This window comes from Sulfurimonas sp., from assembly GCF_029027405.1.
Lineage (GTDB): Bacteria > Campylobacterota > Campylobacteria > Campylobacterales > Sulfurimonadaceae > Sulfurimonas.
Window position 1 is genome coordinate 763383 of the sequence record NZ_CP093396.1, and the last position, 22167, is coordinate 785549.

Sequence of the window (22167 nt, forward strand, 5' to 3'; positions counted from 1 at the left end):
TAAATGGATAATCCAGTTTTTATGTCAATCGAAGGTAGCACACAAGGTAATATAACAGAAGGTGCAACAACACCAGAATCAGTAGGTAATATTTATCAGAATGGTCATGAAGATGAGGCGATAGTAAAAGCATTTACTCACAACATTAACATCCCACGAAATACGACTACAGGTCAGCCAACAGGTCAAAGAACTCACAACCCATTGATTGTTACTAAACTAATTGATAAAAGTTCACCACTTCTTTATAATGCACTAACTAAAGGTGAGACTTTAAAGAAAGTAGAACTTAAATGGTATAGAACTTCATATGCAGGTAAACCTGAGCATTACTACAGTATGACTCTTGAAGATGCTGTAATAACTAATATGGATGCATCAATGGAATCTCAAGAGAGTGCATCAGCGGCTCAAGTTATGCCTCTTGAAATAGTATCTTTTTCTTACAGAAAGATTTCTTGGAGACATGAAACTGCTAGTACATCTGGAGAAGATGACTGGAGAGTAGGTGTAGGAGCGTAAGCCCCTATACTTTATTTCGGGGAAACCCGGAAAATAAGTTTTAGTGTGAAAAGTATATTTTAGTACTTTTCATACCAAAGTTTATTAAGTATCTAAGTATCTTTAAAAGGTAGAAAATGTCACAACTAGCATCTCCCATGAACAGTAAAATCCACCAACGAATCTCAGCCCAACTAAAACTACCTGAATATAATCAAGCAGATACTATAATGCAAGGAAGAGACTCCTATAGCGTATATGAACTAGAAGGTAAAAGTTCAATCTTAACTGGATACGAATATAAACTTACCTTCATAAGTGATGAAGAGATAAATGTAGAAGATATAGTAGATACAGAGACAGAACTACACTTAAGAGATGAAACAAGCCCACTAAACTCTAAAAAGATATATGGAAAAATCATTGAAGCTAAAGAGAATGGAAGTGTAGCAAGAAAAAAGCTTTACCAAATAAAAATAGTATCCCCTCTACACTATCTTTCACTTAACCAAAGATATGAAGTTTATCAAGAGATGAATGTACCTGATATCATTTCATCTATCATTGCAAAATATTCAGTACTACTAAATATTCAACTTGATGTAAAAATAGATACTCAAACTATACCAAAGCGTCATACTTGTACACAGTATAAACAAAGTGATTTTGAATTTATTAAAATGTTGTGTGAAGAAGAAGGTTACATCCTTCTAATAGATGCATCTTCAAATAATCCATACACAGTTACCCTCTGTGAACTAAACGAACATGCTCCACTAAATACAGAAATCATAGAATGTACATATAATAAAGTTAAAACATTTTCAACATCAGCACAAGCACAAGACTATTATGAAAATAAAAAGCCTTCCTTAGACTTCAGTATACAAGCAGGACAAGTAATGCATAGTCATACTTTTGCTGATAATGAAGTAACATCCCAATTACGCTCAGATATAAAAAAAGAGACTCTCCGTGATAGACTTGATAAACTAGATGAGTCTCTGTATAAAGACCTCTCTCGTTATGCAAAGATAGATGCAGAGCAAGGTTTTTCACAAGGTATTAGAGTTCTAGGAAACTCAGAAGAATTAAGTGTTAAAGATGGAGTAGTTCTAAACCTAAAAGATATTAAAGGACATAAGAATACTCAAGTAATTGTTCTAAGTGTAAAATATAAAGCAACATTTCCAAATGCCTTAGATGAGTATGCTCAAGTTGCAGATGATGAACAACAAGCACAGTACAGTGTAGAGTTCATAGCAATCCCAAGTGATGTTATATATAGACCCCAAGTAATTACTTCTAAACCACGAATCCACTCTATACAAACAGCAATAGTTTCAAATACAGATAAAGATACTCAAAAGTTTGCAAATGAAATAGATGTAAACGAAAGAGGAGAGATAAAAGTAATATTTCACTTTGATGAAAAGAGACCTACCTCTGCTTATGTACCACTCTCAAATATTTATAGTGGAGATGGCTATGGAGTACAGTTCTTACCTAGAGTTAACTCTGAAGTAATAGTAAGCTTTATAAATGGAGATATAGATAGACCAATAATAACGGGAGCTTTGCACAATGGAGAGAACCGACATCCATTTAACCTGCCAAAAGAAAAAACAAAGTCATTTATAAAAACCCAAACAACACCCCAATACGAAGATAAAGAGGGATATAATGAACTACTCTTTGAAGATAAACAAGGAGAAGAGTTACTAAGCCTAAGAGCACAGAATGATTATGAACTAAATGTACTAAACAATAGTAATACACATATAGCAAATAATAAAAAAACAATCATAGATAATGACCTAGAACTCTCTGTCCAAAACGATTCAACCCAAACAATAGGAAATGATAAGAAAGTAAATATACTAGGTAATGAGATAAAGACAATAGAAAAAGAGCAAATACTAACAATCAAAGAAGACCAAGAGATACATATACTTAGAGATGCTAACACCATCATCAATAATAATCAAAAAACAATCATAGAACAAGATCTTATCCAAAGGATAAAAGGTCAAGTAACTCACTATATAGAAAAAGACCAAAAAGAAAAATACTTAGCAAATCTATTTTTACAAATAGAAGCAGAACTTGGAATTGAAATAACAAGTTCTTACCATTTAAACGCAAAAACAATTAAACAAGAAGCTGAAACTGTAGAACTAGAAGCAAGTGATGGAATAAGCCTAAAGTGTGGGGGAAGTGTTCTAACTGTAGATGGAGGAGGGATTCATCTAAAAGCATCAAAAGTTGATACTAACTCAGGAAATGGAGGAGTAACAGCGAGTAACATTGCTATTGCTAAAATAGAAAAACCACTCTATAATAAACTCAAAGTTACAAAAGTTGAAGCAAGCATTACTAAACAAGATGAGATTACCCAAGTATTAACATACACAGCTAGTGTAGAAAAGTTTGAAGATGGAACATGGAGTGAAACAACAGAACTTACAACAACACAAGAGGCACAAATCAACTGGTACTTCATTAAAAATAATGACCAAGAGAATAAAGATATATTAACAGATAACCCAACAGACGATACCATTAACATCAAAGGTTTAAAAATGTCTGTTACACTCGAAAAAGAGAATATCTATAAACACGGACATGCTCATGCATTTGTAGTTGATGCAGTTGAAGAAGGATATGAAGTTACTGAACTTATGCGTTATCTTGAAGTAGAAAATATTTATCATGTAGGAAAAATAAAAGATGGTTCAGTAGAATGTGAAGCAACATTAAATGTTGAAGATATTAAAGAAGATGAAAAAGCAAAAATTCGTTGGAACATTAACGGAAAAGAGAAATCAGAGCTAAATGGAAAAACAGAGATAACACACGATTTAAAAGAAGAGAAAGTTAGAGATATTCTCTTTAAAGCTTATATCGAAGGAAATCCTGAAAGTGCAGCTATTATTACTTTGAGTAATGATGTTGAAAATGAAGAGAAAACAACAGGCGACATTAAGGATGAAAAGGAAGTTTCAAATAATGATTCTTAAGTATATATTAGCATTTTTAGTAATAACTAGCGTACTCCAAGCAAAGCTTGGAAGTTGTCAAGTAGGCGATGGTAAAAGTAGTTTTGTGAAATGTTTAGTAAAAGAAGCAAAAAAAACAGACAGTATTGAAGATATAAACTTCTTAGCATCATTTTACGCAATAGATAAAGAATATGATAAGTCTATCTCTTGGTATAAAAAGTCAGCAGAAAAAGGTGATGCTAAAGCTGCTTTTTTCTTAGGTGGTATTTATGATGAAGCTCTTGATGATAAAAAAGAAGCTCTTAAATGGTATAAAAAATCTGCTATGCAAGATTATGATGATGCCAAGCAACATCTTAATGAAACGATGGAAAATGTTTATGGTAAAAGTAACACCATAGATATATATAAAAAAGCTATAAAAAAAGGCGAAGATGTTTATTGGAATAAGCAGTTTTTAGCTAACTTTTATTTTAGGGTTAAAGAGTATACAAAAAGAGAAGAGATTTTAAAAGAATTAATTAAAGAGTTTCCTAAACAAAAGGCTGATTGGCTTACAATGATAGCAGATGCTTATACTAAAAACTATATGAATAATAAAGAGATGGAAAATAAATACTATCATCAAGCGGCTGAATTTGGAAGTACAAATGCTATGCATAATATTGGTTTAGACTATGCAGAAAAAGGCGATTATAAAACAGCTGAGATGTGGTTTAGGAAAGCAGATGAAAATAAAATGGTCTGTTTGATGTATAAAGAAATAATTAAAGATAAGGTTAGAGCTTTAGAGTGCTATCAAAAAGAGGCTGAAAGTGGAAAAATCAAAGATTTATATGCCTTAGCATATTGGTATCATCTAGGTTATGGAGAATATGAAAAGGCTATTCCTTTATATGAAAAATTAGTTAATTTAAATTATTCAGGTGCTGCACTAAACTTAGCTGTCGTATATAAGTATGATATAAAGAATAAAGAAAAAATGTTATTTTGGTATAAAAAAGCCGCATCTATGGGCAACCAAAAAGCTATAAAATACTTAAGAAAGAAAGGATTACTCTAATGGCAAAAAAAGAGAAACGAGCCTTAGGAGCAGTAGCCTTTAACGAAGATGCTATGATATTAATTGCCCAAGCTTTAACAGGAAATGAAGCGAGTACAGACTCAAATGCTCAATGTGCTTCTTTTAATGAAAAAATTCGATGGGCTTATTTGCTTGTTGGATATAAAGAGAGTCAAGAGTTACGAAAAGCTAACAAAGATAACGAGTCTCTTCTGGATGCTATTAAAAGTAAGTATGCCCCCTTAGTTAAATCTGCTATTGATGAAAACGCAGTAAGTGAACGAAGTAAGATAAAACAGCAGATGGTTGTTAAAAGTGGGAAACATATTAACTTAGTTCAATCCGTTGCATGTTCTAGCACCTCTTTAGAAGGGTTACTAAAAGTTTATCATATGAATGCACAAGCAAAGACCTTAGATGCTGTCCATAAAGAAAAAGGTGCGATGAGAACAAGAATGGTTCTTCCTTTTTCTACAAAAGAGTGTCATAAACTTATTCAAAAAGAAAAAGGTAAAACAGAAGGTTCTTATAAACATCACGCTTTTGCAGTGGTAGCGTGGGCTTATGGTTACAAAGGTGAAGATGATAAGTTAGAGCTTATAAAAGCGCAAAACCCTATCGTCGCTCTTCTTCCAAAAATCCGCTTTGAGTGTGGTCTCTTTTTTGATGGAACCAATAATAATAAGTTCAATACACAGATGCGTTTGGATTATGAAAGATATTTAGAAAATAAACACAAAATAATTGATGCAAATAATGCTCCAGAAGAAAGTTTAGAACGACTAATAATGAGTAAAGATGTTCCAAAATCAAAAGTCTTACCTCTAATCTTCAAAGACCTAAAAGAAAACATAGGTTCCTATGGTCACACTTCAATATCCGAAAAAAAGTATGATGGTGGAAGCTGGTTTTTTGGAATGTGGCAAGACAAAGTCTCTTACGATGCTGATAAGATATATGATTATTTTCGTGATGAAGATTCAAAAGAGGTAGATGAGTTTATTGTTGATGAGCTTCTACCAAGTGGAAAAGATTCTAGTTATACAGGGGATGATACTAATGTTGTTAAACTGTATGATTTGTATAACACACAAGTAAATAATTCAAGTCATAAAGAACAGCATCTTTACAAATGTTACAGAAAAAAGCTCTACATTACTGGTGCTGGAACTTATGACAGTAGAAAAACTGGTAAAAAAGAGGAAGATGAAGTGTTCCGTGGTTCAGCTCTTGCAATGTTTTCAACAGGCGTAGTAACTAAGGTTGAACAGGCTTGTAAAGACTTAAGAAGAGAGTTAAAAGGGTTTAGTACAGGATATATTGATACTTTAGTTTTAGATGTTTTTGGATTTTCTCGTGGAGCAGCAGAAGCTAGACATTTTGTGGGTTCAATTTCAAAAGAATTAGATACCGTGTTTGAGAGAGAAGTAACAGATAAAAAAGGTAAAACTTATATAGAATATGAACTTAGTAAAAATGGTGAAAATCTCTATCCCTATTTGATTAAAGAGGGAAATGATGAAAAAGACCAGATTATAATTGACAGAATTATTTTTCGTTTTGTAGGTATTTTTGATACGGTTCCTCATTATGGACTCATCCAAAAAAATGATGCTGAAGATTTAGATTTAAAACTACATCATAAAAAGGTCTCAAGAGTAGTTCATTTAACTGCTCAACAAGAGTACAGATATAACTTTGACCTTTTTTCTATTAAAACATCTAGTAGTGAGCAACTACCAAAGCACTTTGAAGAGAAAGAGTTTTTTGGAGCACACTCTGATGTTGGTGGTGGGTATGGCGATGATAATGATGAACTTCGTAACCTTCCGACACAATTTTTCCATGATATAGACCCTTCTTTTGATAAAAAGGTCATTTCTAAACTAAAGAAATGGAATAAATTATATTCTTGGGTTAAAGATGCAAAATTTGAATTTATAAATAATAAAAAAGAGTTTTTAAAAGATATTGAAAGTAAAAAAATTGCAGATGGGTTTTATATTGATAAATGGGAAAATGAGGGAGATGAAAACATGGAAGATGATACTACATATTATATCTACATGTACAGAAAATCCATTGACGCAGAGTATGCTCAAATACCATTTGAATATATGTTTGAAAAAGCAAAGAAACTTGTTCCTATGAAAAATCTTGGAAAATTAACATACAAAAATATGAAAGAATTAGAGAAGACTAAGGTACTTGACTTAGATGATGCGTATTTAAAGAAGTTTAAGTCACAGTTTTTACACCACTCTTCAACTTCAGGTATCGCCCACCATCCAAACAGCGGAGATGAAAATATCTTGTATGGAAAGCGTGATGTACATTATGTTTAGTAAATCTAAGCTCTAAAGTCTTTTTAACATAAATAACTCATTATTTCACAGTTTAAGTTGTTTGTTGTATTTTAAAGACTATAATAAAACCCAAATTAACTATAAGGAAATTAAATGGATAATCCAGTTTTTATGTCAATCGAAGGTAGCACACAAGGTAATATAACAGAGGGTGCAACAACACCAGAATCAGTAGGTAATATTTATCAGAATGGTCATGAAGATGAGGCGATAGTAAAAGCATTTACTCACAACATCAACATCCCACGAAATACGACTACAGGTCAACCAACAGGTCAAAGAACTCATAACCCATTGATTGTAACTAAACTAATTGATAAGAGTTCACCACTTCTTTATAATGCACTAACTAAAGGTGAGACTTTAAAGAAAGTAGAACTTAAATGGTATAGAACTTCATATGCAGGTAAACCTGAGCATTACTACAGTATGACTCTTGAAGATGCTGTAATAACTAATATGGATGCATCTATGGAATCTCAAGAGAGTTCATCAGCGGCTCAAGTTATGCCTCTTGAAGTAGTATCTTTTTCTTACAGAAAGATTTCTTGGAGACATGAAACTGCTAGTACATCTGGAGAAGATGACTGGAGAGTAGGTGTAGGAGCGTAAGCCCCTATACTTTATTTCGGGGAAACCCGGAAAATAAATTTTAGTGTGAAAAGTATATTTTTGTACTTTTCATACCAAAGTTTATTAAGTATCTAAGTATCTTTAAAAGGTAGAAAATGTCACAACTAACATCTCCCATGAACAGTAAAATCCACCAACGAATCTCAGCCCAACTAAAACTATCTGAATATAATCAAGCAGATACTATGATGCAAGGAAGAGACTCCTATAGCGTATATGAACTAGAAGGTAAAAGTTCAATCTTAACAGGGTACGAATATAAACTTACCTTTATAAGTGATGAAGAGATAAATGTAGAGGATATAGTAGATACAGAGACAGAACTACACTTAAGAGATGAAACAAGCCCACTAAACTCTAAAAAGATATATGGAAAAATCATTGAAGCTAAAGAGAATGGAAGTGTAGCAAGAAAAAAGCTTTACCAAATAAAAATAGTATCCCCTCTACACTATCTTTCACTTAACCAAAGATATGAAGTTTATCAAGAGATGAATGTACCTGATATCATTTCATCTATCATTGCAAAATATTCAGTACTACTAAATATTCAACTTGATGTAAAAATAGATACTCAAACTATACCAAAGCGTCATACTTGTACACAGTATAAACAAAGTGATTTTGAATTTATTAAAATGTTGTGTGAAGAAGAAGGTTACATCCTTCTAATAGATGCATCTTCAAATAATCCATACACAGTTACCCTATGTGAACTAAACGAACATGCTCCACTAAATACAGAAATCATAGAATGTACATATAATAAAGTTAAAACATTTTCAACATCAGCACAAGCACAAGACTATTATGAAAATAAAAAGCCTTCTTTAGACTTCAATATACAAGCAGGACAAGTAATGCATAGTCATACTTTTGCTGATAATGAAGTAACATCCCAATTACGCTCAGATATAAAAAAAGAGACTCTCCGTGATAGACTTGATAAACTAGATGAGTCTCTGTATAAAGACCTCTCTCGTTATGCAAAGATAGATGCAGAACAAGGATTCTCACAAGGTATTAGAGTTCTAGGAAACTCAGAAGAATTAAGTGTTAAAGATGGAGTAGTTCTAAACCTAAAAGATATTAAAGGACATAAGAATACTCAAGTAATTGTTCTAAGTGTAAAGTATAAAGCAACATTTCCAAATGCCTTAGATGAGTATGCTCAAGTTGCAGATGATGAACAACAAGCACAGTACAGTGTAGAGTTTATAGCAATCCCAAGTGATGTTATATATAGACCCCAAGTAATTACTTCTAAACCACGAATCCACTCTATACAAACAGCAATAGTTTCAAATACAGATAAAGATACTCAAAAGTTTGCAAATGAAATAGATGTAAACGAAAGAGGAGAGATAAAAGTAATATTTCACTTTGATGAAAAGAGACCGACCTCTGCTTATGTACCACTCTCAAATATCTATAGTGGAGATGGCTATGGAGTACAGTTCTTACCTAGAGTTAACTCTGAAGTAATAGTAAGCTTTATAAATGGAGATATAGATAGACCAATAATAACGGGAGCCTTGCACAATGGAGAGAACCGACATCCATTTAACCTGCCAAAAGAAAAAACAAAGTCATTTATAAAAACCCAAACAACACCCCAATACGAAGATAAAGAGGGATATAATGAACTACTCTTTGAAGATAAACAAGGAGAAGAGTTACTAAGCCTAAGAGCACAGAATGATTATGAACTAAATGTACTAAACAATAGTAATACACATATAGCAAACAATAAAAAAATAATCATAGATAATGACCTAGAACTCTCTGTCCAAAACGATTCAACCCAAACAATAGGAAATGATAAGAAAGTAAATATACTAGGTAATGAGATAAAGACAATAGAAAAAGAGCAAATACTAACAATCAAAGAAGACCAAGAGATACATATACTTAAAGATGCTAACACCATCATCAATAATAATCAAAAAACAATCATAGAACAAGATCTTATCCAAAGGATAAAAGGTCAAGTAACTCACTATATAGAAAAAGACCAAAAAGAGAAATACTTAGCAAATCTATTTTTACAAATAGAAGCAGAACTTGGGATTGAAATAACAAGTTCTTACCATTTAAACGCAAAAACAATTAAACAAGAAGCTGAAACTGTAGAACTAGAAGCAAGTGATGGAATAAGCCTAAAGTGTGGGGGAAGTGTTCTAACTGTAGATGGAGGAGGGATTCATCTAAAAGCATCAAAAGTTGATACTAACTCAGGAAATGGAGGAGTAACAGCGAGTAACATTGCTATTGCTAAAATAGAAAAACCACTCTATAATAAACTCAAAGTTACAAAAGTTGAAGCAAGCATTACTAAACAAGATGAGATTACCCAAGTATTAACATACACAGCTAGTGTAGAAAAGTTTGAAGATGGAACATGGAGTGAAACAACAGAACTTACAACAACACAAGAGGCACAAATCAACTGGTACTTCATTAAAAACAATGACCAAGAGAATAAAGATATATTAACAGATAACCCAACAGACGATACCATTAACAGCAAAGGTTTAAAAATGTCTGTTACACTAGAAAAAGAGAATATCTATAAACACGGACATGCTCATGCATTTGTAGTTGATGCAGTTGAAGAGGGATATGAAGTTACTGAACTTATGCGTTATCTTGAAGTAGAAAATATTTATCATGTAGGAAAAATAAAAGATGGTTCAGTAGAATGTGAAGCAACATTAAATGTTGAAGATATTAAAGAAGATGAAAAAGCAAAAATTCGTTGGAACATTAACGGAAAAGAGAAATCAGAGCTAAATGGAAAAATAGAGATAACACACGATTTAAAAGAAGAGAAAGTTAGAGATGTTCTCTTTAAAGCTTATATCGAAGGAAATCCTGAAAATGCAGCTATTATTACTTTGAGTAATGATGTTGAAAGTGAAGAGAAAAAGACAGGCGACATTAAGGATGAAAAGGAAGTTTAAAATAATGATTTATAAATATATATTAGCATTTTTAGTAATAACTAGCGTACTCCAAGCAAAAGTTGGAAGTTGTCAAGTAGGCGATGGTAAAAGTAGTTTTGTGAAATGTTTAGAAAAAGAAGCAAAAAAAACAGACAGTATTGAAGATATAAACTTCTTAGCATCATTTTACGCAATAGATAAAGAATATGATAAGTCTATCTCTTGGTATAAAAAGTCAGCAAAAAAAGGTGATGCTAAAGCTGCTTTTTTCTTAGGTGGTATTTATGATGAAGCTCTTGATGATAAAAAAGAAGCTCTTAAATGGTATAAAAAATCTGCCATGCAAGATTATGATGATGCCATGCAACATCTTAATGAAACGATGGAAAATGTTTATGGTAAAAGTAACACCATAGAGATATATAAAAAAGCTATAAAAAAAGATGAAGATGTTTATTGGAATAAGCGTTTTTTAGCGAATTTTTATTTTAGAATTGAGGCATACGAAAAGAGAATTGAAATTCTTAATGAGATGCTAACCCAATACCCTAAGAAAAAGGACAAATGGTTAGTATCCTTAGGAAATACCTATATGAAAAAATTCTTAAATAATAGAGAAAAAGAGTTGGAATACTATCAAGAAGCTGCAAAGCTTGGTAATAAGATGGCAATGCATAACCTTGGTCTTTATTATGGAGATAAAAAAGATTATAAAACTGCGGAGATGTGGTTTAGAAAAGCAGATGAAAATCAAATGGTTTGTTTGATGTATAAAAAAATAATTAAAGATAAGGTTAAGGCTTTAGAGTGCTATAAAAAAAGAGCGCAGGGAAATAATCCCAAAAGAATAGGCGAACTAGGTTATGTGTATAGTGAATATGAAGATTATGAAAATACTTTAAAAAGCTATAAGCGTGCAAGTGAATTAGGTAGTCACACGGCAACATATGGCATTGGTTCTTTATATAGACATATCTACCGTGACAACAATAAAGCGAATAAATGGTATAAAAAAGCCGCATCTATGGGCAACGAAAAAGCTATAAAATACTTAATAAAGAAAGGATTACTATAATGGCAAAAAAAGAGAAACGAGCCTTAGGAGCAGTAGCCTTTAACGAAGATGCTATGATATTAATTGCCCAAGCTTTAACAGGAAATGAAGCGAGTACAGACTCAAATGCTCAATGTGCTTCTTTTAATGAAAAAATTCGATGGGCTTATTTGCTTGTTGGATATAAAGAGAGTCAAGAGTTACGAAAAGCTAACAAAGATAACGAGTCTCTTCTAGATGCTATTAAAAGCAAGTATGCCCCCTTAGTTAAATCTGCTATTGATGAAAACGCAGTGAGTGAACGAAGTAAGATAAAACAACAGATGGTTGTTAAAAGTGGGAAACATATTAACTTAGTTCAATCCGTTGCATGTTCTAGCACCTCTTTAGAAGGGTTACTAAAAGTTTATCATATGAATGCACAAGCAAAGACCTTAGATGCTGTCCATAAAGAAAAAGGTGCAATGAGAACACGAATGGTTCTTCCTTTTTCTACAAAAGAGTGTCATAAACTTATTCAAAAAGAAAAAGGTAAAACAGAAGGTTCTTATAAACATCACGCTTTTGCAGTGGTAGCGTGGGCTTATGGTTACAAAGGTGAAGATAATAAGTTAGAGCTTATAAAAGCGCAAAACCCTATCGTTGCTCTTCTTCCAAAAATCCGCTTTGAGTGTGGTCTCTTTTTTGATGGAACCAATAATAATAAGTTTAATACACAGATGCGTTTGGATTATGAAAACTATCTAGCAAAGAAAGAATTCTTGATTGATAATATTGAGTTAGCTCCAGATGGTAGCTGGGAAAGTCAACTTGATGACCCAAATATTCCAAAGTCTGAAGTATTAAAGTTAATCTTCAAAGACCTAAAAGAAAACATAGGTTCCTACGGTCACATTTCAATATCCGAAAAAAAGTATGATGGTGGAAGCTGGTTTTTTGGAATGTGGCAAGACAAAGTCTCTTACGATGCTGATAAGATATATGATTATTTTCGTGATGAAGATTCAAAAGAGGTAGATGAGTTTATTGTTGATGAGCTTCTACCAAGTGGAAAAGATTCTAGTTATACAGGGGATGACACTAATGTTGTTAAACTGTATGATTTGTATAACACACAAGTAAATAATTCAAGTCATAAAGAACAGCATCTTTACAAATGTTACAGAAAAAAGCTCTACATTACTGGTGCTGGAACTTATGACAGTAGAAAAACTGGTAAAAAAGAGGAAGATGAAGTGTTCCGTGGTTCAGCTCTTGCAATGTTTTCAACAGGCGTTGTTACTAAGGTTGAACAGGCTTGTAAAGACTTAAGAAGAGAGTTAAAAGGGTTTAGTACAGGATATATTGATACTTTAGTTTTAGATGTTTTTGGATTTTCTCGTGGAGCAGCAGAAGCTAGACATTTTGTGGGTTCAATTTCAAAAGAATTAGATACCGTGTTTGAGAGAGAAGTAACAGATAAAAAAGGTAAAACTTATATAGAATATGAACTTAGTAAAAATGGTGAAAATCTCTATCCCTATTTGATTAAAGAGGGAAATGATGAAAAAGACCAGATTATCATTGACAGAATTATTTTTCGTTTTGTAGGTATTTTTGATACGGTTCCTCATTATGGACTCATCCAAAAAAATGATGCTGAAGATTTAGATTTAAAACTACATCATAAAAAGGTCTCAAGAGTAGTTCATTTAACTGCTCAACAAGAGTACAGATATAACTTTGACCTTTTTTCTATTAAAACATCTAGTAGTGAGCAACTACCAAAGCACTTTGAAGAGAAAGAGTTTTTTGGAGCACACTCTGATGTTGGTGGTGGGTATGGCGATGATAATGATGAACTTCGTAACCTTCCGACACAATTTTTCCATGATATAGACCCTTCTTTTGATAAAAAGGTCATTTCTAAACTAAAGAAATGGAATAAATTATATTCTTGGGTTAAAGATGCAAAATTTGAATTTATAAATAATAAAAAAGAGTTTTTAAAAGATATTGACAGTAAAAAAATTGCAGATGGGTTTTATATTGATAAATGGGAAAATGAGGGAGATGAAAACATGGAAGATGATACTACATATTATATCCACATGTATAGAAAATCCATTGATGCAGAGTATGCTCAAATACCATTTGAATATATGTTTGAAAAAGCAAAGAAACTTGTTCCTATGAAAAATCTTGGAAAATTAACATACAAAAATATGAAAGAATTAGAAAAGACTAAGGTACTTGACTTAGATGATGCGTATTTAAAGAAGTTTAAGTCACAGTTCTTGCACCACTCTTCAACTTCAGGTATCGCCCACCATCCAAACAGAGGAGATGAAAATATCTTGTATGGAAAGCGTGATGTACATTATGTTTAGTAAATCTAAGCTCTAAAGTCTTTTTAACATAAATAACTCATTATTTCACAGTTTAAGTTGTTTGTTGTATTTTAAAGACTATAATAAAACCCAAATTAACTATAAGGAAATTAAATGGATAATCCAGTTTTTATGTCAATCGAAGGTAGCACACAAGGTAATATAACAGAAGGTGCAACAACACCAGAATCAGTAGGTAATATTTATCAGAATGGTCATGAAGATGAGGCGATAGTAAAAGCATTTACTCACAACATCAACATCCCACGAAATACGACTACAGGTCAACCAACAGGTCAAAGAACTCATAACCCATTGATTGTTACTAAACTAATTGATAAAAGTTCACCACTTCTTTATAATGCACTAACTAAAGGTGAGACTTTAAAGAAAGTAGAACTTAAATGGTATAGAACTTCATATGCAGGTAAACCTGAACATTACTACAGTATGACTCTTGAAGATGCTGTAATAACTAATATGGATGCATCTATGGAATCTCAAGAGAGTTCATCAGCGGCTCAAGTTATGCCTCTTGAAGTAGTATCTTTTTCTTACAGAAAGATTTCTTGGAGACATGAAACTGCTAGTACATCTGGAGAAGATGACTGGAGAGTAGGTGTAGGTGCGTAAGCCCCTATACTTTATTTCGGGGAAACCCGGAAAATAAATTTTAGTGTGAAAAGTATATTTTAGTACTTTTCATACCAAAGTTTATTAAGTATCTAAGTATCTTTAAAAGGTAGAAAATGTCACAATTAACATCTCTCATGAACAGTAAAATCCACCAACGAATCTCAGCCCAACTAAAACTATCTGAATATAATCAAGCAGATACTATTATACAAGGAAGAGACTCCTATAGCGTATATGAACTAGAAGGTAAAAGTTCAATCTTAACTGGATACGAATATAAACTTACCTTCATAAGTGATGAAGAGATAAATGTAGAGGATATAGTAGATACAGAAACAGAGCTACACTTAAGAGATGAAACAAGCCCACTAAACTCTAAAAAGATATATGGAAAAATCATTGAAGCTAAAGAGAATGGAAGTGTAGCAAGAAAAAAGCTTTACCAAATAAAAATAGTATCCCCTCTACACTATCTTTCACTTAACCAAAGATATGAAGTTTATCAAGAGATGAATGTACCTGATATCATTTCATCTATCATTGCAAAATATTCAGTACTACTAAATATTCAACTTGATGTAAAAATAGATACTCAAACTATACCAAAGCGTCATACTTGTACACAGTATAAACAAAGTGATTTTGAATTTATTAAAATGTTGTGTGAAGAAGAAGGTTACATCCTTCTAATAGATGCATCTTCAAATAATCCATACACAGTTACCCTATGTGAACTAAACGAACATGCTCCACTAAATACAGAAATCATAGAATGTACATATAATAAAGTTAAAACATTTTCAACATCAGCACAAGCACAAGACTATTATGAAAATAAAAAGCCTTCTTTAGACTTCAATATACAAGCAGGACAAGTAATGCATAGTCATACTTTTGCTGATAATGAAGTAACATCCCAATTACGCTCAGATATAAAAAAAGAGACTCTCCGTGATAGACTTGATAAACTAGATGAGTCTTTGTATAAAGACCTCTCTCGTTATGCAAAGATAGATGCAGAACAAGGTTTTTCACAAGGTATTAGAGTCGTAGGAAACTCAGAAGAATTAAGTGTTAAAGATGGAGTGGTGCTAAACCTAAAAGATATTAAAGGACATAAGAATACTCAAGTAATTGTTCTAAGTGTAAAGTATAAAGCAACATTTCCAAATGCCTTAGATGAGTATGCTCAAGTTGCAGATGATGAACAACAAGCACAGTACAGTGTAGAGTTCATAGCAATCCCAAGTGAAGTTATATATAGACCCCAAGTAATTACTTCTAAACCACGAATCCACTCTATACAAACAGCAATAGTATCAAATACAGATAAAGATACTCAAAAGTTTGCAAATGAAATAGATGTAAACGAAAGAGGAGAGATAAAAGTAATATTTCACTTTGATGAAAAGAGACCTACCTCTGCTTATGTACCACTCTCAAATATTTATAGTGGAGATGGCTATGGCGTACAGTTCTTACCTAGAGTTAACTCTGAAGTAATAGTAAGCTTTATAAATGGAGATATAGATAGACCAATAATAACGGGAGCTTTGCACAATGGAGAGAACCGACATCCATTTAACCTGCCAAAAGAAAAAACAAAGTCATTTATAAAAACCCAAACAACACCCCAATACGAAGATAAAGAGGGATATAATGAACTACTCTTTGAAGATAAACAAGGAGAAGAGTTACTAAGCCTAAGAGCACAGAATGATTATGAACTAAATGTACTAAACAATAGTAATACACATATAGCAAATAATAAAAAAACAATCATAGATAATGACCTAGAACTCTCTGTCCAAAACGATTCAACCCAAACAATAGGAAATGATAAGAAAGTAAATATACTAGGTAATGAGATAAAGACAATAGAAAAAGAGCAGATACTAACAATCAAAGAAGACCAAGAGATACATATACTTAGAGATGCTAATACCATCATCAATAATAATCAAAAAACAATCATAGAACAAGATCTTATCCAAAGGATAAAAGGTCAAGTAACTCACTATATAGAAAAAGACCAAAAAGAAAAATATTTAGCAAATCTATTTTTACAAATAGAAGCAGAACTTGGAATTGAAATAACAAGTTCTTACCATTTAAACGCAAAAACAATTAAACAAGAAGCTGAAACTGTAGAAATAGAAGCAAGTGATGGAATAAGCCTAAAGTGTGGGGGAAGTGTTCTAACTGTAGATGGAGGAGGGATTCATCTAAAAGCATCAAAAGTTGATACTAACTCAGGAAATGCAGGAGTAACAGCGAGTAACATTGCTATTGCTAAAATAGAAAAACCACTTTATAATAAACTAAGAGTTACAAAAGTTGAAGCAAGCATTACTAAACAAGATGAGATTACCCAAGTATTAACATACACAGCTAGTGTAGAAAAGTTTGAAGATGGTGCATGGAGTGAAACAACAGAACTTACAACAACACAAGAGGCACAAATCAACTGGTACTTCATTAAAAATAATGACCAAGAGAATAAAGATATATTAACAGACAACCCAACAGACGATACCATTAACAGCAAAGGTTTAAAAATGTCTGTTACACTAGAAAAAGAGAATGTCTATAAACACGGACATGCTCATGCATTTGTAGTTGATGCAGTTGAAGAGGGATATGAAGTTACTGAACTTAAGCGTTATCTTGAGGTAGAAGATATTCTCGTTAATATTACGAACAATGACAATAAAGAGTTTGAAGCTCAAGCAATATATAATGTTGATGAGATTACTGAAGAAGAAAAAGCAGAAACAAGATGGACAGTAGAAGGTAAAGATGTTCCTGCGTCAAATGCAAAAGGGACAATGACTCATACCTATAAGGGTGAAAAACTAGACCCTAAAATAACAGCATATATAGAAACAACTCAAATGAATGTTGCCGTTGCACATGCCAATTTTGCAGATAGTGAAGAAGAGATAAATGGAGAAGAAAAAAGTAATGAATAGATTTTTATTAATAATATTATTTTTACTAACAGCATTAAATGCTGATGTTTCAATATGTACAGATAAGTTAGAAACTACAAATAAATATATAGAGTGTTTAAAAAAAGAAGTTAATAATAGTAAATCTGTAGAAGATATAAACTTCTTAGCAGGTTACCTTGTTACTAAAAATAGATTTGATGAAGCTATTAATCTTTACAAACAAGTAACTCTTCAAGATGATGCAAAAGCTATGTACTATCTTGGTGGAATTTATGAAGAGCAGAAAAAAGAGTATGACCTTGCAGTAAAATGGTTTAAAAAAGCAGCAGATAAAAATTATAAAGATTCAGTATTTAGAGCGGGTTCAATCTTAGAAAAAAAGCTACTTAAAGAAGATGAAGCTATTGCTTATTATCAAGAGTGGATAAAAAAAGGTAATGTTGAAGCATATAACTATCTTGGGAATCTCTACCTAGATAAAGAGGACTTTCAAAAAGCAAAGAAAGAGTATCTAAAAGGTGCTAAAAAAGCTTCCAAAGAATCTTACTACCTTTTAGGAAGTCTTCATGAAGCCTATATAGAAAATGGACTTAATGATGCAATTGATTATTATAAAGAAGGGGCAGAGTTAGGTGAGTATAAGTCTATTTATAATCTAGCAGTGCTGTATGATAATATGGCTAAATATGATAAATCTCAAATATGGTATAAAAGGGCAATGGCACTTAATAATAAAGATGCTTATTTTGGATATGGTCATATGCTTAGAAAGAAAGGCGACTTAAAAGGGGCATTAAGTGCCTTAGAAGAGCTTGGTAAACTTGGTGATGGTCGAGGATATTGGGGAATGGCTCAAATATATATCAATGAATACAATGATTTTGAAAAATGTAAAGAGTATTGTTTGAAAACTATTGAGAATGGAAATGCAAGAGGGGCTAGTTTACTTGGATATATTTATTTAAAAGACCTTAAAGATAAAGAAAAAGCTATTAAATGGTACACGAAAGCTTATGAAATGAAAGATTGCAAAGGAACTGAAGACTTAGTAATAGTTTATGAAAAATTAAATGATGAAAAAAAATCTATGGAATGGCTAGATAAAGCAGATGCCATGGGTTGTGGCTTTGCTGGGTTTAGACGCGGATATGATTATCATGATAAAAAAGATTATAAAAATGCAATAAAATGGTATAAAAGAAGTGCTAAACTAGGAAGTATGAAAGCAGCTAATAATCTTGGAAATATTTATCAAAGAGATTTAAAAGACAAAGAAAAAGCAATTTATTGGTATAAAAAAGCTTCTAAACTTGGTAGCAAACGTGCAAAAAAACAACTAAAAAAACTAAAGGCACAAAAATAATGTCAGAAATAAAAAGAGGCTCATCAAATGTCTATTATCATGATACAGAGTTTATGCATGTTGTACGGTTTTTTTATAATAATAGTGGAGTCGCTGCCGCGCAGAATGCTAGAACAAGATGGGCTTTTTTAGTAGTTGGACGAGATGAGTTAGGCGATGCGTTTCTAAATGATAAAGCAAAAAGTAATGAAGATAGAATTAATGAGATAAAAGACAGATACCTCCCACTTTTACAAGAGTGTGTAAATGCAAAAGATGAACCTGCCTTTACTTTAGATAAAACAAAAATATCTGAGTTTAGAACTTATCCCTCAAAGTTTAAAAATAAATGGATAATTCGTCAAAGTACACCGTCTAAAGATGCTAATAAGTTAAAAAGTCTTCTAAAAGGCTTTGGTTTTTTTGATGAAGCTTCTGTGTTAAAAAATGATAAAAATATGCATTCAAATTTTGGATACCTTAGGTTAGATGTTAAAATCTGTAATCAATACTTATATGCTGATAATATAGAAGATGAAGCTTATGCTTTAGTAGCACTCCCTTATATATACAATAAAAAAGATGATGTTTATGATGTACTAGTTCTAAGTGAACATGCTTCTGTTTCTTTGATGCCAAAGGTTCTAGTTGAGTATGGAGTATTTTTCGATGGAACTAAAAACAGTATGTATAATGTAGACTTTAATCTTGATTTTCATAAGTACCTTAGTGAGCAAACTAAAATTGTTTTGGATACTGAAGCAATAGTAGATTATATTAAGAAAGAAGATGTACATAATGAAAAATTCTATCCAAATGCAGCAACATACATAAGAGAAGTTGATGAACCAAGAAAAGATGTAATCATCAATAGAATTCGTGACGAAATCCAAGAAAATGTCCGTTATTTCCAAAACTCATCAAAAGACAAGATAAACAACGAAGATACAAAATATAAGTCTTGGTTTCAAGATAGAGCATCAGATCATTCAGATAAAGTCTATGACTTTCTTATAAATATTAAAGATGGAAAGTTAAACAAAGATACTGAGAAAGCTGTTAAAGATGGGATAATACTAGATGCAGACACACAAGAGTATAAAGAGACTCTAGTAAAAGAGTATGTATATGATGAGATTCTTCCTTCAGGGGAGGGCAGTAGTTTTGTGAATGGATATACAAATATCAAACGTTTGTTCGAACATTACAAAGCTTATGACCCCTTAAATCTAAAAGACTCAGAGCCAAGGAAATATATAAAAGACAGCTTTAAAGTATATGCTAGTGGAGATGGTTGTATAGACCCTTATGAGAGTGGGAAACTAAAGTCAGATAGTAAAATAGGTTTAGGATTGGCATTTGGAAGTACCGGTGTATTAGCCCATATAGTATATACCTGCGATAAAATAGCTAAAAACTTACGTCATAATAATTATAACTTAGTAAATGAATTGGTTCTTGATGTTTTTGGATTCTCACGTGGAGCGGCAGAAGCAAGACACTTTGTGAGTTCTATAATGAAAGAGTATGATGTCCAGACATCTGATACAACACGTAAATATACACTAAATACAAGTGATGAATCAAAAAACATATTTTCTCCTTTTTATCCAGAGCAAGGTGGTGTTTATACAAAGGTAGAAGGACGTTACTACTTTAATCCTCTACGAACAGATATTGAAAAAATTACTGTTACAAAAAGTGTAGGTAGAAATAAACGAAATGTAGACTACTATAATCCATATTACAAAAAATATGCAAGAAAACTACAGATAGATTCTGTTTCGTTTCGTTTTATAGGGATTTACGATACTGTAGCTCATTATGGGATTTGTCAAGCAAATGATAATAAAGATTTAAATTTAGATTTTAAAGAGGCTAAATTAGGAAGACTTGTTCATCTCACAGCTGAAGATGAGTACAGAAAAAACTTTGCTATGACACATATTACTGAGAGTGCTTCTAAAAAGTTTCAAGAAGATTCAAAAATGAAAGAGATAGCTCTTCCTGGGGCACACGCTGATGTCGGTGGTGGTTATATGGATAAAGAAAAGAGTCCTCGTTATATCGCTGATGAGAATGAAAAATTGCTTCTTAAATGGAATAAAAAGTATGAGTGGATAAAGAGCAGTCCAGACTTATTTGTAGAGGCAGCTGAAGATATAAAAGAAATTAAGCGAAATAAAAAAGCTGGTTTTTATAGAATTAAAAACTTGATTGAAGATGATAATTTATATATATACAGACCAAAAATTTCAAATAAGTATGAGTATGTTAGCTTGAAGCTTATGCACACGGAAGCTTTGAACTCAGATGATAATTCAGAAAAAGTTCCTTTTGAAGATATCTCAACTCAATATAAAATTGATTCAAGAAATAATAAATTTTTATATAAAGTATATAAAGAGCTAAAAGAAGATAAATTCGAAATGCATGGTGATTTACATAAAGAGTTAAGACAAGGATATCTTCATCATTCAGCTGATTTAGATGGAATAGCTCCTATTGATGTAAATATGCCTTCAATGGACAACTATACCAATAAGAAAGTGGAAATTTACGGCAAAAGAGTTAAATATAGCTCAACAAAAAAACAATCTTGCTTTATTAGTTAACTTCGATAATTGTAATATAACAAATAAGCATATTTTTTAAGTTGTTTGTTGTATTTTAAAGACTATAATAAAACCCAAATTAACTATAAGGAAATTAAATGGATAATCCAGTTTTTATGTCAATCGAGGGTAGCACACAAGGTAATATAACAGAAGGTGCAACAACACCAGAATCAGTAGGTAATATTTATCAGAATGGTCATGAAGATGAGGCGATAGTAAAAGCATTTACTCACAACATCAACATCCCACGAAATACGACTACAGGTCAGCCAACAGGTCAAAGAACTCATAACCCATTGATTGTTACTAAACTAATTGATAAAAGTTCACCACTTCTTTATAATGCACTAACTAAAGGTGAGACTTTAAAGAAAGTAGAACTTAAATGGTATAGAACTTCATATGCAGGTAAACCTGAACATTACTACAGTATGACTCTTGAAGATGCTGTAATAACTAATATGGATGCATCAATGGAATCTCAAGAGAGTTCATCAGCGGCTCAAGTTATGCCTCTTGAAGTAGTATCTTTTTCTTACAGAAAGATTTCTTGGAGACATGAAACTGCTAGTACATCTGGAGAAGATGACTGGAGAGTAGGTGTAGGTGCGTAAGCCCCTATACTTTATTTCGGGGAAACCCGGAAAATAAGTTTTAGTGTGAAAAGTATATTTTAGTACTTTT

13 protein-coding genes are annotated in these 22167 nt (G+C 32.1%); all 13 read left to right on the forward strand.

What is annotated here, in order from left to right; translation table 11 throughout:
• The first annotated feature begins 3 nt into the window (after nt 1–3).
• Nucleotides 4–522 carry an Hcp family type VI secretion system effector gene (locus tag MOV42_RS03790; protein ID WP_324172472.1) on the forward strand — a complete coding sequence of 173 codons (519 nt, stop codon included), beginning with the start codon at nt 4–6 and terminating at the stop codon, nt 520–522.
• A 116-nt stretch (nt 523–638) separates the two neighbouring features.
• On the forward strand, nt 639–3521 hold the full coding sequence (locus MOV42_RS03795; RefSeq protein WP_324172473.1) for a type VI secretion system Vgr family protein: 2883 nt from the start codon (nt 639–641) through the stop codon (nt 3519–3521).
• Entirely contained in the window at nt 3511–4566 is a 1056-nt protein-coding gene (locus tag MOV42_RS03800) for a tetratricopeptide repeat protein (RefSeq protein WP_324172474.1), read from the forward strand. The genes MOV42_RS03795 and MOV42_RS03800 overlap by 11 nt, the downstream gene beginning before the upstream one ends.
• Nucleotides 4566–6911, forward strand: coding sequence for a phospholipase effector Tle1 domain-containing protein (locus MOV42_RS03805; RefSeq protein ID WP_324172475.1), 2346 nt, complete (start codon nt 4566–4568; stop codon nt 6909–6911). The genes MOV42_RS03800 and MOV42_RS03805 overlap by 1 nt, the downstream gene beginning before the upstream one ends.
• Nucleotides 6912–7025: 114 nt before the next feature.
• Complete coding sequence (locus tag MOV42_RS03810; protein WP_324172468.1) at nt 7026–7544, forward strand: Hcp family type VI secretion system effector; 519 nt, start codon at nt 7026–7028, stop codon at nt 7542–7544.
• A gap of 116 nt (nt 7545–7660) precedes the next feature.
• Nucleotides 7661–10528 carry a type VI secretion system Vgr family protein gene (locus tag MOV42_RS03815; RefSeq protein ID WP_324172476.1) on the forward strand — a complete coding sequence of 956 codons (2868 nt, stop codon included), beginning with the start codon at nt 7661–7663 and terminating at the stop codon, nt 10526–10528.
• Nucleotides 10529–10532: 4 nt separating this feature from the next.
• Entirely contained in the window at nt 10533–11585 is a 1053-nt protein-coding gene (locus MOV42_RS03820; RefSeq protein WP_324172477.1) for a hypothetical protein, read from the forward strand.
• The gene (locus MOV42_RS03825; RefSeq protein ID WP_324172478.1) at nt 11585–13933 is read left to right on the forward strand and encodes a phospholipase effector Tle1 domain-containing protein; all 2349 of its coding nucleotides are present in this window, start codon (nt 11585–11587) and stop codon (nt 13931–13933) included. Before MOV42_RS03820 ends, MOV42_RS03825 begins: the two co-directional genes overlap by 1 nt.
• Nucleotides 13934–14047: 114 nt before the next feature.
• On the forward strand, nt 14048–14566 hold the full coding sequence (locus tag MOV42_RS03830) for an Hcp family type VI secretion system effector (RefSeq protein WP_324172468.1): 519 nt from the start codon (nt 14048–14050) through the stop codon (nt 14564–14566).
• 116 nt (nt 14567–14682) lie between these two features.
• Entirely contained in the window at nt 14683–17541 is a 2859-nt protein-coding gene (locus MOV42_RS03835; protein ID WP_324172479.1) for a type VI secretion system Vgr family protein, read from the forward strand.
• The gene (locus MOV42_RS03840; RefSeq protein ID WP_324172480.1) at nt 17534–18886 is read left to right on the forward strand and encodes a tetratricopeptide repeat protein; all 1353 of its coding nucleotides are present in this window, start codon (nt 17534–17536) and stop codon (nt 18884–18886) included. The genes MOV42_RS03835 and MOV42_RS03840 overlap by 8 nt, the downstream gene beginning before the upstream one ends.
• On the forward strand, nt 18886–21480 hold the full coding sequence (locus tag MOV42_RS03845) for a phospholipase effector Tle1 domain-containing protein (protein WP_324172481.1): 2595 nt from the start codon (nt 18886–18888) through the stop codon (nt 21478–21480). Before MOV42_RS03840 ends, MOV42_RS03845 begins: the two co-directional genes overlap by 1 nt.
• A 98-nt stretch (nt 21481–21578) precedes the next feature.
• Nucleotides 21579–22097 (forward strand): Hcp family type VI secretion system effector, encoded by a 519-nt coding sequence (locus tag MOV42_RS03850; RefSeq protein WP_324172468.1) that lies wholly within the window; start codon nt 21579–21581, stop codon nt 22095–22097.
• Nucleotides 22098–22167: the final 70 nt, after the last annotated feature.

What these genes read in the sequence shown, in the direction of transcription:
- MOV42_RS03800 (WP_324172474.1), top strand. Translation starts at nt 3,511, where the DNA reads ATGATTCTTAAGTATATATTAGCATTTTTAGTAATAACTAGCGTACTC.
- MOV42_RS03820 (WP_324172477.1), top strand. Translation starts at nt 10,533, where the DNA reads ATGATTTATAAATATATATTAGCATTTTTAGTAATAACTAGCGTACTC.
- MOV42_RS03840 (WP_324172480.1), top strand. Translation starts at nt 17,534, where the DNA reads ATGAATAGATTTTTATTAATAATATTATTTTTACTAACAGCATTAAAT.
- MOV42_RS03825 (WP_324172478.1), top strand. Translation starts at nt 11,585, where the DNA reads ATGGCAAAAAAAGAGAAACGAGCCTTAGGAGCAGTAGCCTTTAACGAA.
- MOV42_RS03830 (WP_324172468.1), top strand. Translation starts at nt 14,048, where the DNA reads ATGGATAATCCAGTTTTTATGTCAATCGAAGGTAGCACACAAGGTAAT.
- MOV42_RS03850 (WP_324172468.1), top strand. Translation starts at nt 21,579, where the DNA reads ATGGATAATCCAGTTTTTATGTCAATCGAGGGTAGCACACAAGGTAAT.
- MOV42_RS03795 (WP_324172473.1), top strand. Translation starts at nt 639, where the DNA reads ATGTCACAACTAGCATCTCCCATGAACAGTAAAATCCACCAACGAATC.
- MOV42_RS03815 (WP_324172476.1), top strand. Translation starts at nt 7,661, where the DNA reads ATGTCACAACTAACATCTCCCATGAACAGTAAAATCCACCAACGAATC.
- MOV42_RS03805 (WP_324172475.1), top strand. Translation starts at nt 4,566, where the DNA reads ATGGCAAAAAAAGAGAAACGAGCCTTAGGAGCAGTAGCCTTTAACGAA.
- MOV42_RS03810 (WP_324172468.1), top strand. Translation starts at nt 7,026, where the DNA reads ATGGATAATCCAGTTTTTATGTCAATCGAAGGTAGCACACAAGGTAAT.
- MOV42_RS03790 (WP_324172472.1), top strand. Translation starts at nt 4, where the DNA reads ATGGATAATCCAGTTTTTATGTCAATCGAAGGTAGCACACAAGGTAAT.
- MOV42_RS03835 (WP_324172479.1), top strand. Translation starts at nt 14,683, where the DNA reads ATGTCACAATTAACATCTCTCATGAACAGTAAAATCCACCAACGAATC.
- MOV42_RS03845 (WP_324172481.1), top strand. Translation starts at nt 18,886, where the DNA reads ATGTCAGAAATAAAAAGAGGCTCATCAAATGTCTATTATCATGATACA.